Here is a 14,760-nt window from a genome sequence, read left to right as displayed (position 1 = left end):
CGGCCGGCCAGGCGGGTGCGGCGCAGGCTGCCGATGCGGCTACTGCCGCCGCGGGGGAGCGGGGCGAGCACGAGCCGCCCAAGCCCGACCCGGAGCTGCGCTCTGCCTCGCGCAAGGCGATGGCCAAGTACGGCCTGGCCCGCCTGGTTCTCTTCCTGGTCCTGACGGCGGTCATCCAGGGCCTGGCCATGCTCATTGGCGCCCCGGTGCCGCTGATCCTCTCCGCGCTGTTGGCCCTGTTCCTGGCGCTGCCGCTGTCTATGCTCATCTTCACCAAGTGGCGGCTCGAGGCCACGAATTCGCTGGCCGAGTACTCCCGCCAGCGCAAGGCCCACAAGGCCTGGGTCCAGCGCGAGCTGGCCGGCCGTAACTAGCGGCCGAAGAGGAAGGCTACCACCAGCATCACCGGCAGCGCGGCGAAGGTGGTCAGGAAGACCACGTCGCGGGCGACGGTCTGGCCGCGCTGGAAGGTGGCCGCGTAGTTGTAGACCTGCTGGGCCGTGGGCAGCGCGCAGAGGATAACCGCGGCGTAGGTGGCGTCGGCGCTCAGGCCGAAAATGCTCGCCAGGCCGAAGGCCGCCAGCGGCATGCCCACCAGTTTCAGCAGCGTTGCCGTCGCGGTGGGGCGGCGCGCGGAGGGATCGGAAAGCACCGCGGAGGTCTTCAGGGAGGCGCCGAAGCTCATCAGGATCATGGGGATGGACGCCCCGCCCAGCAGGCCGATGGGCTCCATGATGGGCGCCGGGATTTCCCAGCCGTGCCAGGCCACGATAAAGCCCAGGAAGCTGGCCACCACCATGGGGGAGAGCAGCCCGGTCTTGATCCCACCCAGCAGGGACTTGCCGCCCAGCGCGCCCAGGATGAGCGGGGTGAACAGAACCATCTGGATGAAGACGACGGGGATGGCATACGTGGAATCGCCCAGCACGTAGGTGCTCACCGGCAGGCCGATGTTGACGGAGTTGAAGTAGCTGGCCGCGGCCGCGCCGGAGGCGATATCCGGCAGGGACTGGCGGAAGTGCAGGGCCGCGTAGACGGCAGCGACCACGACGGTCGCCCCGATGACTACCAGGATGACCGGGGAGAAGACCACCCCGGGATCCGAGCGCGCCACGGAGTGGAAGAGCAAAGCCGGCGTCGCGGCGTAGAAGGCCACCCGGTTGAACATCAGGCGCTCGCGGTCGGAGCCGATGACCCCGCGCACGGCGAGCAGCCAGCCGACGAAGATGACGGCCAGGATGATGGCGAACCCGGTGATAACCCCTAGCATCTAGCGCACCTTTCCTGCAGTCGGTGGATCCTGCCTAGACGATGATCAGCGCGATGGCTACGACCACGGCCCAGATGAGCATGGCCCGGCCGGCCATGCCGAGGATCGGGATGAGCTCCCGGCCCTGGGCGCCGCGGTTGACGGTGCGCACCGCGCCGAGCGCGAACGGGAAGTAGACCAGGCCCAGCAGCGCCAGCCAGGAGTCGAAGGCGATGCCGATGGTCAGCAGCACCGGCAACAGCAGGAGCACGGTAAACAGCAGGCGGGCGCGCTCGTTGTCCAGGGTGACGGCCAAGGTGATCTTGCCGGTGGCGGCGTCCGAGGGGATATCGCGGATGTTGTTGGCCAGGTTGACCGCGGAGCTCATCGCGCCCACGCCCACGGCCAGCGCGAGGCCGGTCCAGGAGATGCGGCCGGCCTGGGTGAACTCGGTGCCCAGCACGGCCACCAGCCCGAAGAAGATGAAGACGGCGACCTCGCCGAGTCCGCGGTAGCCGTAGGGGTTCTTGCCGCCGGTATAAAACCATGCGCCGGCGATGCACAGCGCGCCGACGAGGATGAACCACCAGGCACCCGCCCACAGGGACAGGATGATGCCGGCGATGCCGGCCACGGCGAAGCAGCCGAAGGCGGCGTACTTGACGTGGGCGGGCTTGGCGAGCCCGCCGCCGGTGAGCCGCTGCGGGCCGGAGCGGTCATCGTCAGTGCCGCGAATGCCGTCGGAATAGTCGTTGGCAAAGTTGACGCCGATGATGAGCGCCCAGGCCACGATGAGCGCGAGCAGGGCCCGCCCGAGGTGGGCCTGGCCCAGCGAGGCGGCCGCGCCGGTGCCGGCGACGACCGGGGCGAAAGCGTTGGCCCAGGTGTGCGGCCGGGCCCCTTCAATCCAATCCGCGCGGGTGGCGGAGTACTTCTTTCCAGCAGCTGACATACAGCCCATTGTGCCACGCGCTCGGTTAGCGCTTTAACTAACTGCCGTCCCAGAGCCAGCCGGAATCCCAACTTACCCACCCGAAAGCACTAGTTCCGACCCGGCGAAGTCAACTTCCCCACTTAACTTCCCACTTAACTTCCCACAGTGTTATGTTAAATGGGAAGCTAAGTGGGAAGCTGGCGGAAGCGGGATAGGATGAACGAGAACGAGCTGGCGACTTTAGTCGCGAATCTGCGCCTCATAGGCACTGATGAGCAATCGGTTGAAGTTAAATCTGGCGTGGGTAAGAGCGTCCGCGAGTCTTTAAGCGCGTTTTCTAACGGCGACGGCGGGCTATTGCTTGTCGGACTTACTGAAGACTTGGCCTTCCAGCCGATTGAGGGGTTCGATGCGCGAAGAGCTCAAGACCAGCTTGAACAGCGCTGCCAGCAGCTAACTCCACCTGTGCGCCCCACAATCGATCTGATTCCCTTCGAGGGAGAGGTAATCCTGGCCGCTAAGATCGAGGCCCTTCCTAGCCGCGATAAGCCTTGTTACGTAACGGACCAAGGCAAATACGGCGGGAGTTATGTGCGCACTGGCGACGGTGACTTACGCTTGACGAACTACGAAATCGATCGTCTTGTGGAAGAGCATGCGCAGCCAAAGTGGGATGAAGAAGCCGTTGTCGAGGCAGGCGTAGATGATCTGGGTGATGCCCAGTTGTCCAGTTTCCTTGCCTTGCAGGAGAAACGCCGCCCTAAAACCTTCGCTGAGGGGCGTGATCTAGCGCTGAAGAGGTTGCGCATTACGAAGGGCAGCAATCCTACTTTGGCTGCGCTGCTTGTCATGGGCGAATACCCGCAGGAGTTCTACCCCCGGCTGACGGCCACCTTTGCTCTTTTTCCTGGTACAGACAAGGCAGAAGTGGCCACTGGCCACCGGCTGCTCGACAGCCAGACCATCACGGGAAGTATTCCAGAAATTGTTCAGGCAGGCGTGGCGGCTGTAGAGCGGAACATGCGTACAGGGGCGCTAATTGGAGATGTCTTCCGCACCGATGTCCCGGACTATCCGCCTGTTGCGGTACGAGAGGCACTCGTCAACGCGTTGATGCACCGCGACTACTCGCCGGCCAGCCTGGGCGCGCCGGTCCAGATCAATATGTTCGTCGACCGGCTGGAAATTACCAGTCCAGGTGGTCTCTACGGCGGGGTATCGGTGCGCACGCTCGGTGCACCAGGAGTTAGCTCCACAAGAAATCAGCGTATTACTACCTTCCTCGAAGACATCCCACTGCCGGGAGGCGGGGCTGTGGCGGAAAACCGGGGGACAGGAATCCCCACTATTCAACGTTCGCTAGCGGATGCGCTGATGCCCCCGCCGACTTATCTCAACCGAATCGACAGTTTTACGATCACCTTCCACCGGCGGCGAGTGGCCTCTACTGAAAGCTACGGGACCGCCCGTGATCAGGTTCTCGCACACCTGGAAAGCTATGTATCGGCTTCAACGACTGAGACTGTACATGCTACGGGGTTGAGTAGAACTGCAGTCCAGAAGGCGCTAAATGAATTAATTGCTGAAGGCAAGGTGGAGCGGACCGAGCCGACGAGGAGCCCGCGTCAACGTTATCGGCTTGTGCGCCGTTAGTCGGAGATTAGCCGGGTTTACTACTTCCCACTCAGCTTCCCACTTAACTTCCCACAGTGTTATGTTAAGTGGGAAGTTGAGTGGGAAGCTGGTGTAGTAGCCATGTTCTATTGTGCTCAGATGTGGCGTCGGGTGTTCTGGCGGCTGCGCCACGCATAGACACCGAGGGCGGCGGCGAAAACCACGGCGTTGGCTACGGTCATGGCGGCGGAGGTGGCAGCCTGGAGGTGGTAGGCGGCCCAGAAGCCGGCGATCGCCGTGCCGGTTGCTACCAGGCAGGCGAGCCCCAGCATGGGCAGCACGCGGTGGGCCAGCAGCCGGGCGGTGATGGCGGGGAAGACCATGAGCGCGATGACCAGCATGGCGCCGGCGGCGTGGAAGGCCGCGGTGGCGCTGAACGCCACCAGGGCCATGAACGCGGTGTGCAGGCCGCGGCCGCCTATTGCCTGGATGCGGCAGAACTCGGCATCGAAGGAGCTGGCCGTCAGCCGCGGGAAAGCCACGGCGACAAAGGCGGCGTTGATGATAAGCACGGTCAGCATGACCCAGAGGTAGTTCGGGTTGGCGAAAACCGCCAGGTTGAGATCACCGACCAGCACGGTGTGCACGTCCAAGTGGACGTGGGACATCTTGGTCGAAATCAGGATGGTGCCGAAGGCAAAGAGGGCGGGGAATACCAGGCCCAAGGAGGCATCGCCGGTGACTAGCTTGGCGCGGCCGAGCCACTCGGTGAGCAGGGCGACGGCCAGCCCGCCGAGCGCGGCGGTCAGCAGGAGCCAGGGTGAGCCGATATCCGCGGTGAACAGGTAGCCCACGGCGATGCCGGGCAGGACCGCGTGGCCGATGCCGTCGATGACCATGGACTCGCCCTTCAGCACGACAAAAATGCCGGGGATAGCGCAGGCCAGCGAAGTGAGGATGGCCAGCAAACAGGCGGAAAAAGCGAGACTCATGCGCGCACCTCCTGGCGGCGGCTTAAGCCTGTGCGGGCGAAGGATACGGCCACGAGGGCGGCCTGGACGAGGACGATGACCGGGCCGGTGGGCAGCGGTCCGTAGGCAATGGAGATATAGCACCCGACCGCGGCGGCCAGCCCGCCGAAGGCGGCAGACAGGGCAATGAAGGGGAGCAGGCGGGTGGTCCACTGCCGGGCGGCGGCAGCCGGGGCGATGACCACGGCCACCATCAACACCACGCCGGAGACCTTGACCCCGGAGACCGTGACCACCGTGAGCGCGAGGAAGCTTAACCAGTCCAGCACCCGGACAGCCAGGCCGGCCACCTGTGCAAAGGAGACGTCAAAGACGACGGCAGACTGTTTATCGTGTACCCAAGAAAGAATCAACAATGTGCCGACGCCAATGACGAGTATGAGGCTCACATCGGCGCGCGTGAGGGTGGAGGCATTCCCCAGCAGGTAGTCCTGGATGCCGGCCTTGCCGGGCAGGGGGTGGCGGGAAATGTACTGCATCAACAGCATGCCGAGTGAGAAGAATGTGGTTAAGGTGGCCGCCATGGCCGCGTCCGGGCGCAGCGGGGTGTGGCGTACCAGGGCGTTGATGATCGCCACGGCGAGCACCCCGGAAAGCACCGAGCCGACGACGAGCGCCAGCGGGTTACGGCCGTTTAGCCCCAGCATGGTGGCGGCGAGGAAGGCGACGAGCAGGCCGGGCAGGGCGGAGTGCGAGATCGCATCCGCCAGCAGCGACTGGCGCCGCAGGTAAATCAGCGGCCCCAGCGCCCCGGCGCACACGCCCAGGCCCACGGTGCCAACGAGGGCCTGCGTGTAGGTGTAGTTGTCTAAGAGATCGAGCGGGTTCATGCAGGCAACCCGAACATCTCATTGACCACGGAATCCTGCAGAGCCTCAGCCACCGGCCCGGTGGCCAGCACGCGGCCGTGGCCGAGGGCTACCACGTCGTCGCAGTAGTGGGTGACCTCCGCGAGGTTGTGGTGGACCAGCAGGACCGCGGCGCCGTCGTCGCGCCGGGCGCGGATGATGGCCATGATGGCGTCCTGGCTGGCGGCGTCCACGCCGGCGAAGGGCTCGTCCAGGATGAGCAGGTCGGGTTCATTCACCAGGGTGCGCGCCAGAAGCGTGCGCTGGCGCTGCCCGCCGGACAGCTGCCCGATGGGCATGCGCGCATGACTATCCATCCCGGTTTCGTGCAGGGCCTTCGTCACGGCCGCGCGGTCCGCGCGGCTGGGCCACTGCCACCAGCGCAAGCGCGGCAGCCGGCCCATGCGCACGACATCAGCCACGGTGGCGGGGAACTGCCAGTCGACGTCCGTGTGCTGGGGCATATAGCCCAGCCGTTGGCGGAAGCGGTCGAGGGACTGCCCGTCGAAGGACAGCTCCTCCGCCGCCAGCGGCTTGATCAGCCCGGTGAGGGTCTTGACCAGCGTGGACTTGCCCGCGCCGTTGGCGCCGACCAGCCCCGTAATCGCCCCGCGGCGCAGCGCGAAGGAGGCGTCTTTAAGAATTGCGTGCCTGCCGTAGCCGGCGGTCAGGTGGCTGACGCGGAGCATCGCCCGCTCGCAATCGCCGTTGCTGCGTGCCCGTGGCACCTGGTGAAGCGTGGACATTCTAGGACAGCGCCTCCGCAACGGCCTCGGCGTTGTGCTGGAAGGCGCCCAGGTAGGTATCCGTCGGCGCGGTCGGGCCCAGGGTATCGGCGAAAAGCTCCTGGTCGGAGACGTGAACGTCCCAGCCGCGGGAGTGGACCGCCTCCTTCAGGGAGGTAATGGCCTGCGGATTGGCCTGGTTGTCCTGGAAGATGACCGGCACCTTCTCCTTGGCGATGGTGTCGGCCAGCTCGGAGATCTGCGTCGGCGACAGCGCGGCCTCGGTGGTGACGAAGTCCGTGGCGTGGACCTCGAAGTTGAAGGTCTTGCCGAAGTAGTTGAAGGCGTCGTGGCCGGTGATCAGCACGCGCGGGTCGGCGCCTTCTAGCGCCTTTTCGGCCTTCGAGTGGGCGTCGGCGATCTTTTCTTCGTAAGAGTCGGCGGCCTTTTCGTAATCCGCGGCGTTGTCCGCATCGATCTCGCCGAGCTTGTCGCCGATTTCGTCGACCACTTGGGACCACAGCTGCGGGCTGTTCCAGATGTGCGGGTCGTAGAGTTTTTCGCCCTCCGGGCCCTGTTCCGGCCAGGGCAACAGGTCGCGCTTGTCGAGCTTCTCGCCGACGCCCAGCTGTTTGTCGCCCAGGGACTCGAGCTGGTCGATCATCTGGGCCTCGAGGTGCAGGCCGTTCCACAGGACCAGGTCGGCGTCGCGCATGGCCTCCATGTCCTGGGTGGTGGGCTGGTAGGTGTGCGGGTCGCCGCCCGGGCCGACCATGGTGGTGACCTCGGCGTCCGGGGCGATGTTGTGTACGGCGTCGGCTAGGTAGCCGGTGGTGGCGAAGACGGTCAGGGGTGTGCCCGCGCTGCCCGCCGATCCGGTGGATTCCGCGGAGTCGGACGAGCAGGCGGTCAGGGTGGCAGTCAGGGTAGCCAACGTCAGGGCCGTAGCGGCCAGGGAAGTGCGACGTTTCACCGTGGGTGCCACCTCCTTTCAAGAATATGGAAATGAATGTCGAAGTTCAATGCGTTGAATAACTAAGACCGTACACAGTGAACCCCGCGCTCTGCAACGAGCTAGCTAAAATAGCCCCCATGCATGTCAGCGATCTGCCCGAACGCACGCAGGACTACCTGAAGGTCCTGTGGGACTATGAGGAACGCCACGGCGAGGGCACCCCCATGGCGCTAGGTGAGCTCGCCACCGCGCTGCAGCAGAAGCTGCCCACGGCCTCCGAGGCGGTCAAGCGCCTGGCTAAGCAGGAGCTCGTGGTCCACGAGCGCTACTTCGGCGTGGGTCTGACCCCGACCGGCCGCGAGCTGGCCGTGGTGATGGCGCGGCGCCACCGCCTGCTAGAGACCTTCCTGGTGTGCACCCTCGGCTATAGCTGGGACGAGGTCCACGCCGAAGCGGACGCCCTGGAACACGCCACCTCCGATCGCTTCGTCGACGCTATCGATGCCCACCTGGGGCACCCGGTCCGCGACCCGCACGGCGATCCCATCCCGCGCGCGGACGGCAGTTCGGAGCCGCTGTCGCCGCAACGCCTCGCCCAGGCAGAACCCGGGGCAGAGGTGCTCCTCGAGCAGGTCAACGACTCCGACCCGGAGCTGCTGCGCTACCTCGACCGCTTTTCCGTGCACCCGGGATCGGCCTTGCGCGTGGTCGCCGCCCCCATGGCCGGGCTGTTAGAGGTGGCAACCTCCGCTGGGGCCACCTTCACCGTGGCCGAGGGCGTGGCCCAGGAAATGGTCGTCCGGCCGGCAGGTAACGACGGCTAGACTGGGCAGGTATGACTTCCCGCGTAGTTTTAGGCTGTACCTCCATGACCCCGCACTCCTACCCGGATTCCCCGCGCCGAGCGGAGATGGTCGACGTCCTGCGCGGCGCGCTGGAGGCCGGGGTGGATACCTTTGACACCTCGGAGATCCAGGGCCCGTTTACCGGCGAGGAACTGCTGGGCGAGGCCCTGGGCGGTCGCGGCACCGTGGTCACCAAATTCGGCTGGGAGATAGAAGGCGGCACCCCGACCGGCCGGCTCAACTCCCGCCCGGAGGTTATCCGGGCCAGCGCTGAGGGCTCGCTGCGGCGCCTAGGGAGGGACCAATTGGACGTCTACCTCCAGCACCGCGTGGACCCGCAGGTGCCCATCGAGGAGTTTGCGGGTACTGTCGGCGAGCTCATCCAGGAGGGCAAGGTCGCCCGTTTCGGCCTGTGCGAGGCCGCCCCGGATACCATCCGTCGCGCGCATGCGGAATGCCCGCTCAGCGTTATCCAGCACGAATATTCCCTGTGGACCCGTGGCCCGGAGGCCACCGTCCTGCCGGTCGCCCGCGAGCTGGGCCTGGATTTCATGGCCTATTCCCCGCTGGGCAAGGGCTTTTTGGCCGGCTCGGCCCAGCCGAACGATGACTCCTCGTCGCCGCGCCTGCACGCGGAGAACTTCGCGGCGAATAGGCAGCTGGCTCAGGCCCTCTTCGCGCTGGCCGAGGAGTGGGGGATGACCCCGGCGCAGCTCGCGCTGGGCTGGCTGCTGGCCCAGGGCACGGATATCTACCCGGTGGCCGGCAGCACCAACCTGGAGCGCATCCGCGCCAACGCCGCGGCACAGCCGCTGGACCCGGCCCAGGTCGAGGCCGTCGATGCCGCCGTGGCCGCCCACCCCGTGGCCGGCGCGCGCTACACGGACAAGCACCTGTCGTTTATGGATGCTGGCCTGGAAAACTAGGCCGGCGGCACAGCCCTAGCCGGCGCTATCGGCCTAGCCGGCGACGGCCGGCTCGCGGACTGGGACGGGCGTCGCCTTGGGCGGGCTGAGGCGCCGCAGCGCGGCGGCCAAGACCAGCTCGATTGGCCCGCGGGAGAACTTGGACAGCCACAGGCGGCTAAAGACCACCAGGAAGGCGCAGATGCCCAGGTAGATGCCCAGCACCCACCAGGTCTGCCCCCGCCCGGAGATGCGCTGGGTCATCCCCAGGCCGAAGTCATAGAAGATCAGGGACGCCAGGATGTTCTGCAGGATATAGCAGCTCAGGGCCATCCGGCCGACGGCTTGGAGGCAGCGGCCGATAACGCCGGCGTGGTTGTTCTTGCGCACGTAGAACTCCGCCACGGCGGCCAGGATCCCGAAGGCCGCGAACGAGGAGGTCAGGTAGCGGGTAATCGCGCTGGCGTCCATGGTGGCAAAGGCGCGCAGGGCCCAGTCCAGGGGTAGGCCGACGCCGAAGGCGAGCAGGAGCACCCGGCGGCGCAGGCGAGATTGCGCGGGGAGGAAGAGGCCGGCGCGGTAGAGGCGCGCGCCGATGAGGAAGAGGGCAATGCCCATGGCAAACATGATGGCTACCTCGTAGCGCCCGCTCCAGAAGCCCGCGAGGCGGTCCTGGACCATCGGCCAGTAGTGCGAGGTGTCGGGGAAGAGCTCCTCCCAGATGTTTGCGTCATCGCCCATCGCGTTGAGATCCATTTGGGCCGCGTGCTTGCCCTGCCAGTTGCTCACGGTGATAAGTCCCAGGACCACCAGGTGGACGCTCAGCGAGAGGCCGATGGCCCAGTTCTGGACCTTCTCGCTGCGGGCGAGCAGCCCGGCTACGACCAGCGCGATGAGGCCGTAGCCCATGAGCACGTCGTAGGAGAAGATGAAGATGTAGTGCAGCAGGCCTTCGAGGACCAGAAGGCCCGCCCGCCAGCGGTAGCCGCCGGGCCAGGGGAGGCCGCGGCGCAGCGCGGACTGGCGCTGGATCTCCATGCCGATGCCGAACATGATGGTCAGCAGGCCGAGGAATTTGCCGTCGCTGACCAGGTAGAGGAGGAAGTCGACGAGCAGCTCGTCTTTCGGTCCGGTGGCGGTGCCGGTGAACCAATTCGTGACCTCCTGCGCCATGGTGGAGGTGGAGAGCACGGTGTCGAAGTCCCGCGCCAGGTTGGCGAAGATCCAGATATTGGTGAGCAAGGTGCCCAGGATGGCGACGCCGCGCAGGACGTCCAGAGCCACAATGCGAGACGCCGGCAACGCCCCGTGTCCTTTATTCATGTAGAGCCTTCTTTCTGCTTCGAATTGACTGAGCAGAAACTCTAAACGCGACGGGTGGAAAGTTACTGGGGCTAGCATGCGCGCTGGCCCCGAAGATGCCGCTAACTAGCCCTGGAAAAGCTGGATGATTGCTTGGCGGTTGACCTTGCCCGGGCCGGTGGTGGGAAGCTCGTCCATCCGGCGCAGATCCTTGGGCAGCTGCCAGCGTGGGGTATCGGTTTCCTCGAGCGCGTCGATGATGTCCCCGCGGGAGGCCCAGCCGGTGTAGGCGGCCACGATGGCCTGGCCCAGCCGCGGGTGGGGGACACCGACCACGCAGACGTCGTTGACGCCGGGCACGGACTGGATGGCGCGCTCGAGCACCTCGGGGTGCAGCTTCAGCCCGCCCGAGTCGATGATGTTGTCCAGGCGGCCGGTGACCTCCAGCCGGGCGGTCTCGCCCTGGCCGTGGAGGAGACCGCCGTCGGAGGTGGCGAACCAGCCGGGCCGGGCGAAGGCCGGGTGATCCGGCACGTTGCGGTAGCCCTGGGCGATGGTGGGCCCGCCCAGGTAGATGCGGCCGTTGTCCACGGCGACCTGGGTGCCGGGCAGGGCCTGGCCGTCGTAGACGCAGCCGCCGGCGGTCTCGGAGGAGCCGTAGGTGGTCACGACGGCGATGTCCAGCTTGGCCGCGGACTCGGCGAGCTGCGGGTGCAGGGCCGCGCCGCCGACCAGGATGGCGTCGAAGGCGCGCAGCGCCTCGATGCCGGCCAGGGAGTCTAGCGCCTTGCCCAGCTGCATGGGGGTCAGGCCGGTGTAGAGGCGATCCCCGGTGCGGTTAAGTTCTGCGGCGGCGTGGGCGAAGGCGTCCACGTTGAAGCCTTCCGTCAGATCCAGGCACCAGGGATCCACGCCGGCGACGAGCGATCGGACCAAGACTTGGAGGCCGGCGATGTGGTGGGCGGGCATCGCCAGCAGCCACTGGCCGGGCCCGCCCAGGCGCTGGTGGGTGGCGTCCGCGCTGGCGACCAGGTTGACCGCGGTTAGCTGCGCGCCCTTCGGGGTGCCCGTGGACCCGGAGGTGGGTACCACCAGGGCGATGTCGGCGTCGATGGGCTGGCCGCAGCGCTGGGAATTGGTCAGCACGGTGGTCTTGGCGCGGTCCGTGGCGGGCACGGGCAGAAAAGACTTATGCCCCGCTATCGCCGCCTCCAGGTCGGGGAGGATGGCGGCGGGCCGGTCGGGGTGGACGGCTAGCGGGGCGAGGAGATGAGTCACGGTCACATAGTTTAGCCGCGGGCGGCGCGTTTGCCGAAGAAGATGCGGTCCAGGGAAATCTGGCCGGCGCCAACGGCGACGAAGGTGAGGGCGGCCGCGGCGATTGCGCCGACGAGCTCCCAGCCGCCACCGTCGATGAACAGGCCGGAGGAGAAGTGGTTGGCGAAGACGCCGGCGCCGATCATCTGCAGGACGACTAGGCCGCTGACCCAGCGGGTGAACAGGCCGGCGATGATGAGGATGCCGCCCACGAATTCGATGACGGCTGCCACGACGGCGGCCAGGCTGGCGGCCGGCACGCCCATGGCGTCGAAGGAGTCGGTGGTTCCGGCAATTCCCCACTCGCTGAACTTCTGCCAGCCGTGGCCCATGAGGATAATGCCGAGGGCAATACGGGAAACAAGGAGGGTAATAGAGCTGCTGATTCTCATGGCCAACACTTTACATTTTAACTAATGTGCTGTCCATTCCAGAGAGAAAACTTGTTGAAAAGTCCGCAAAAATTATCGCAGACACATCAGAATTTATTAAGCGTACGGTTGGGCTTTTGGCACTTCCGAAGAATGCTGACAACCGTCCCGTTGTAGTCATCGGCGCTGGCGTTTGGGCCAGCGCACCTCTTTGATGCTTTCCGTCCGCGGCGGAGTAGTGCACTTGCCCGACCCCGTCTCCCCGGAGGCCCTCGATAGGGCCAAGGCCTATATCGACGCCAACCTGGAAGAGCACGTGGCCAACTTCAACGAGACCAAGGGCGGCGGCTTTTCCGCCGGCGAGGTCAAGTACTTCAACGACAACAACGAGGCCGCCCGTGGCGCCTGGCTGGTCATCGAGGCCGTCCCCGAGGTCGTCGATATCAAGAACGACACCTACGAGGGTCTTAAGGACGCCCTCGACGACGATGCCGTGTTGGCTACCAACTCCTCGTCCTACGCGTCGAGCACCTTCGTCGACCACGTCAAGGATCCGACCCGCTTTTTGAACCTGCACTTCGCCATGCCGCCGGTGCAGAACTTCATCGAGATCATGGGCTCCGGCCAGACCGACCAGGAGCTCTTCGACTTCATGCTGGAGCACATGGCCACCTACGGCCTGCAGGTCGTGCCGGTGTACAAGGAATCCACCGGCTTTGCCATCAACCGCGTCTGGGCCGCCATCAAGCGTGAGGTCCTCACCGTCCTGGGCGAGGGCGTCTCCGATCCGGAGGCTATCGATGCCGCCTTCAAGGAACTGACCCAGGGCACCGTCGGCCCGGTGGAGATGATGGACCGCGTCGGCCTGGACACGGTGCGCAACATCGAGCGCCACTACGACGACGAGCTGCCCTGGACCCCCGACGTCCCGCTGGAGCTGCTGGACAAGATGGTCGACGACGGCAAGCTCGGCCTGAAGTCCGGCGAGGGCTTCTACCGCTGGGAAAACGGCCAGCCGCAGAAGTAGCGGCTAGTAGTAATAGGGGAAGTCGTCCCAGTTGGGCTCGCGCTTTTCGAGGAAAGCCTCCTTGCCCTCGACCGCCTCATCGGTCATGTAGGCCAAGCGGGTCGCCTCCCCGGCGAAGACCTGCTGGCCCATCAGGCCGTCATCGGTCAAGTTAAACGCGAACTTCAGCATGCGCTGCGCGGTGGGGGACTTCATGTTGATTTCGCGGCCCATTTGGATAGCCGTGTCCTCGAGCTCGCCGTGATCGGCGACCTCGTTGACCGCGCCCATCTCGTACATCCGCTGGGCGTCGTAGGTCCGGCCCAGGAAGAAGATCTCGCGCGCGTACTTCTGGCCCACCATCTTGGCCAGGTAGGCGGAACCAAAGCCGGCGTCAAAGGATCCGACGTCCGCGTCGGTCTGCTTGAAGCGCGCCTCCTGGCGGCTGGCGACCGTCATATCGCAGACCACGTGCAGCGAGTGCCCGCCGCCGGCCGCCCAGCCGTTGACCACGGCGATAACCACCTTCGGCATGGTCCGAATCAGGCGCTGGACCTCCAGGATGTGCAGGCGCCCGCCCTCGACCTTCTCGCGCGCGGTATCCACCGTGGACTCGTCCGCCGTGGCGTCATCGTGCGCGTGCTCCGTGGCGTAGCGGTACCCGGAGCGACCACGAATACGCTGGTCGCCGCCGGAGCAAAACGCCCAGCCGCCGTCCTTCTGGCTGGGCCCGTTACCGGTCAGCAGCACCGTGCCCACATCAGGCGTGCGCCGCGCGTGGTCCAGCACCCGGTACAGCTCATCCACCGTGTGCGGCCGGAAAGCGTTGCGCACCTCCGGCCGGTCAATCGCCACGCGCACAATCCCATCCGCCCGGCTCTCCCCGCGCAGCCGGTGGTAGGTCACATCCGTCAAGTCCTCGAAGCCGGCAACCGGCGCCCACATCTCCGCCTTGAACGGGTTGTCCGTGCTGTATTTCCTTTGCTCAGTCATGGTCTCGACTGTAGTCAATCCCGACGGACAAAAGGCGTGCGGGCACCGCTCTAAACCCGACGCAACGACAGAAGGGTAGAAGGGCTGAAGCCGAGCAGGCAATTAACCTGAAAGTGAATCCGGAAGGTTTGAGTGTCGCGGTTGACTTTTTCGGAAGGCCGGGTAAACTAAAGGCCGGGTAAACTAATCGATATCAAGCCGCAAGGCAAATAGGCTCTGGCCCTCAAGGAATCTTGGGGGTCATCTTCTATTTCTAGAAGCCCCAAACGCTGGGGTTCAGTTCTCAAAAGCCCTGATAGACTTCCGGCCAGGGTCTCCCCTAGCTCATCAGTGCTGGGGTTCAGTTCTCAAAAGCCCTGATAGACTTCCAGGTCATGACCGGCACCCGTGCCTTCAGCTGGGGTTCAGTTCTCAAAAGCCCTGATAGACTTCGCAGGCCGCGCTATTGCTCGTCGTCCTGGCTGGGGTTCAGTTCTCAAAAGCCCTGATAGACTTCAGACGCTCGGACATCCAGTTCCATTTGTGCTGGGGTTCAGTTCTCAAAAGCCCTGATAGACTTCTTCCTTGCCAAAGACGGCACACGCGTCCGCTGGGGTTCAGTTCTCAAAAGCCCTGATAGACTTCGTCACACCGCGGGCACGGTTAATTGGTAGCTGGGGTTCAGT

15 protein-coding genes and 1 CRISPR repeat array are annotated in these 14,760 nt (G+C 65.3%); of the genes, 5 read left to right on the top strand and 10 right to left on the bottom strand.

Translation table 11 applies throughout. The features are described 5' to 3' along the window. The first annotated feature begins 119 nt into the window (after positions 1–119). The gene (locus tag ACEE23_RS11185) at positions 120–374 is read left to right on the top strand and encodes a DUF4229 domain-containing protein (protein ID WP_368520897.1); all 255 of its coding nucleotides are present in this window, start codon (positions 120–122) and stop codon (positions 372–374) included. Here the strand turns inward: ACEE23_RS11185 and ACEE23_RS11180 are convergent. Continuing rightward, entirely contained in the window at positions 371–1,270 is a 900-nt protein-coding gene (locus ACEE23_RS11180) for an AEC family transporter (protein WP_448871608.1), read from the bottom strand. The genes ACEE23_RS11185 and ACEE23_RS11180 overlap by 4 nt on opposite strands. A 34-nt stretch (positions 1,271–1,304) precedes the next feature. Next, on the bottom strand, positions 1,305–2,201 hold the full coding sequence (locus ACEE23_RS11175; RefSeq protein ID WP_368520857.1) for a 1,4-dihydroxy-2-naphthoate polyprenyltransferase: 897 nt from the start codon (positions 2,199–2,201) through the stop codon (positions 1,305–1,307). Positions 2,202–2,399: 198 nt separating this feature from the next. On the opposite strand from ACEE23_RS11175, the gene ACEE23_RS11170 reads away from it, so the two are divergent. After that, entirely contained in the window at positions 2,400–3,836 is a 1,437-nt protein-coding gene (locus ACEE23_RS11170; RefSeq protein WP_368520856.1) for an ATP-binding protein, read from the top strand. 116 nt (positions 3,837–3,952) lie between these two features. Here the strand turns inward: ACEE23_RS11170 and ACEE23_RS11165 are convergent, their stop codons facing one another. From ACEE23_RS11165 to ACEE23_RS11150, 4 genes are read right to left on the bottom strand one after another with little or no spacing between them, the layout of a single operon-like run. Beyond that, the gene (locus ACEE23_RS11165) at positions 3,953–4,789 is read right to left on the bottom strand and encodes a metal ABC transporter permease (protein WP_296202307.1); all 837 of its coding nucleotides are present in this window, start codon (positions 4,787–4,789) and stop codon (positions 3,953–3,955) included. Further along, on the bottom strand, positions 4,786–5,658 hold the full coding sequence (locus ACEE23_RS11160; protein ID WP_368520855.1) for a metal ABC transporter permease: 873 nt from the start codon (positions 5,656–5,658) through the stop codon (positions 4,786–4,788). Before ACEE23_RS11160 ends, ACEE23_RS11165 begins: the two co-directional genes overlap by 4 nt. Then, entirely contained in the window at positions 5,655–6,422 is a 768-nt protein-coding gene (locus ACEE23_RS11155) for a metal ABC transporter ATP-binding protein (RefSeq protein ID WP_368520854.1), read from the bottom strand. The genes ACEE23_RS11160 and ACEE23_RS11155 overlap by 4 nt, the downstream gene beginning before the upstream one ends. A 1-nt stretch (position 6,423) precedes the next feature. Then, positions 6,424–7,374 carry a metal ABC transporter substrate-binding protein gene (locus tag ACEE23_RS11150; protein WP_368520853.1) on the bottom strand — a complete coding sequence of 317 codons (951 nt, stop codon included), beginning with the start codon at positions 7,372–7,374 and terminating at the stop codon, positions 6,424–6,426. A 119-nt stretch (positions 7,375–7,493) separates the two neighbouring features. Between ACEE23_RS11150 and ACEE23_RS11145 the strand changes: the two genes are divergently transcribed. Both ACEE23_RS11145 and ACEE23_RS11140 read left to right on the top strand, forming a co-directional pair. Next, complete coding sequence (locus ACEE23_RS11145; RefSeq protein WP_368520852.1) at positions 7,494–8,180, top strand: metal-dependent transcriptional regulator; 687 nt, start codon at positions 7,494–7,496, stop codon at positions 8,178–8,180. Positions 8,181–8,191: 11 nt separating this feature from the next. Continuing rightward, complete coding sequence (locus ACEE23_RS11140; RefSeq protein ID WP_368520851.1) at positions 8,192–9,127, top strand: aldo/keto reductase; 936 nt, start codon at positions 8,192–8,194, stop codon at positions 9,125–9,127. Between the two features lie 33 nt (positions 9,128–9,160). Here the strand turns inward: ACEE23_RS11140 and ACEE23_RS11135 are convergent, their stop codons facing one another. From ACEE23_RS11135 to ACEE23_RS11125, 3 genes are all read right to left on the bottom strand, one after another. Continuing rightward, positions 9,161–10,429, bottom strand: a complete 1,269-nt coding sequence (locus ACEE23_RS11135; RefSeq protein WP_368520850.1) for a DUF418 domain-containing protein — start codon at positions 10,427–10,429, stop codon at positions 9,161–9,163. A gap of 105 nt (positions 10,430–10,534) precedes the next feature. Then, the gene (gene menE, locus ACEE23_RS11130) at positions 10,535–11,686 is read right to left on the bottom strand and encodes an o-succinylbenzoate--CoA ligase (RefSeq protein WP_368520849.1); all 1,152 of its coding nucleotides are present in this window, start codon (positions 11,684–11,686) and stop codon (positions 10,535–10,537) included. 11 nt (positions 11,687–11,697) lie between these two features. Then, positions 11,698–12,117 carry a DoxX family protein gene (locus tag ACEE23_RS11125; protein WP_368520848.1) on the bottom strand — a complete coding sequence of 140 codons (420 nt, stop codon included), beginning with the start codon at positions 12,115–12,117 and terminating at the stop codon, positions 11,698–11,700. A 172-nt stretch (positions 12,118–12,289) separates the two neighbouring features. Here ACEE23_RS11125 and ACEE23_RS11120 point away from each other — a divergent pair, with 172 nt between their 5' ends. Beyond that, complete coding sequence (locus ACEE23_RS11120) at positions 12,290–13,123, top strand: 3-hydroxyacyl-CoA dehydrogenase family protein (RefSeq protein ID WP_448871603.1); 834 nt, start codon at positions 12,290–12,292, stop codon at positions 13,121–13,123. 3 nt (positions 13,124–13,126) lie between these two features. Here ACEE23_RS11120 and ACEE23_RS11115 read toward each other — a convergent pair whose 3' ends face one another. Then, complete coding sequence (locus tag ACEE23_RS11115) at positions 13,127–14,095, bottom strand: 1,4-dihydroxy-2-naphthoyl-CoA synthase (protein WP_368520846.1); 969 nt, start codon at positions 14,093–14,095, stop codon at positions 13,127–13,129. A gap of 268 nt (positions 14,096–14,363) precedes the next feature. Beyond that, positions 14,364–14,719: direct repeats of the CRISPR family, unit length 36 nt; unit sequence GCTGGGGTTCAGTTCTCAAAAGCCCTGATAGACTTC. Between the last annotated feature and the right edge of the window lie 41 nt (positions 14,720–14,760).

It is taken from the genome of Corynebacterium sp. 32222D000AT (assembly GCF_053546955.1).
The sequence above is the reverse complement of the archived record's forward strand: the minus strand, read 5'-3'. Positions and strand labels throughout refer to the sequence as shown.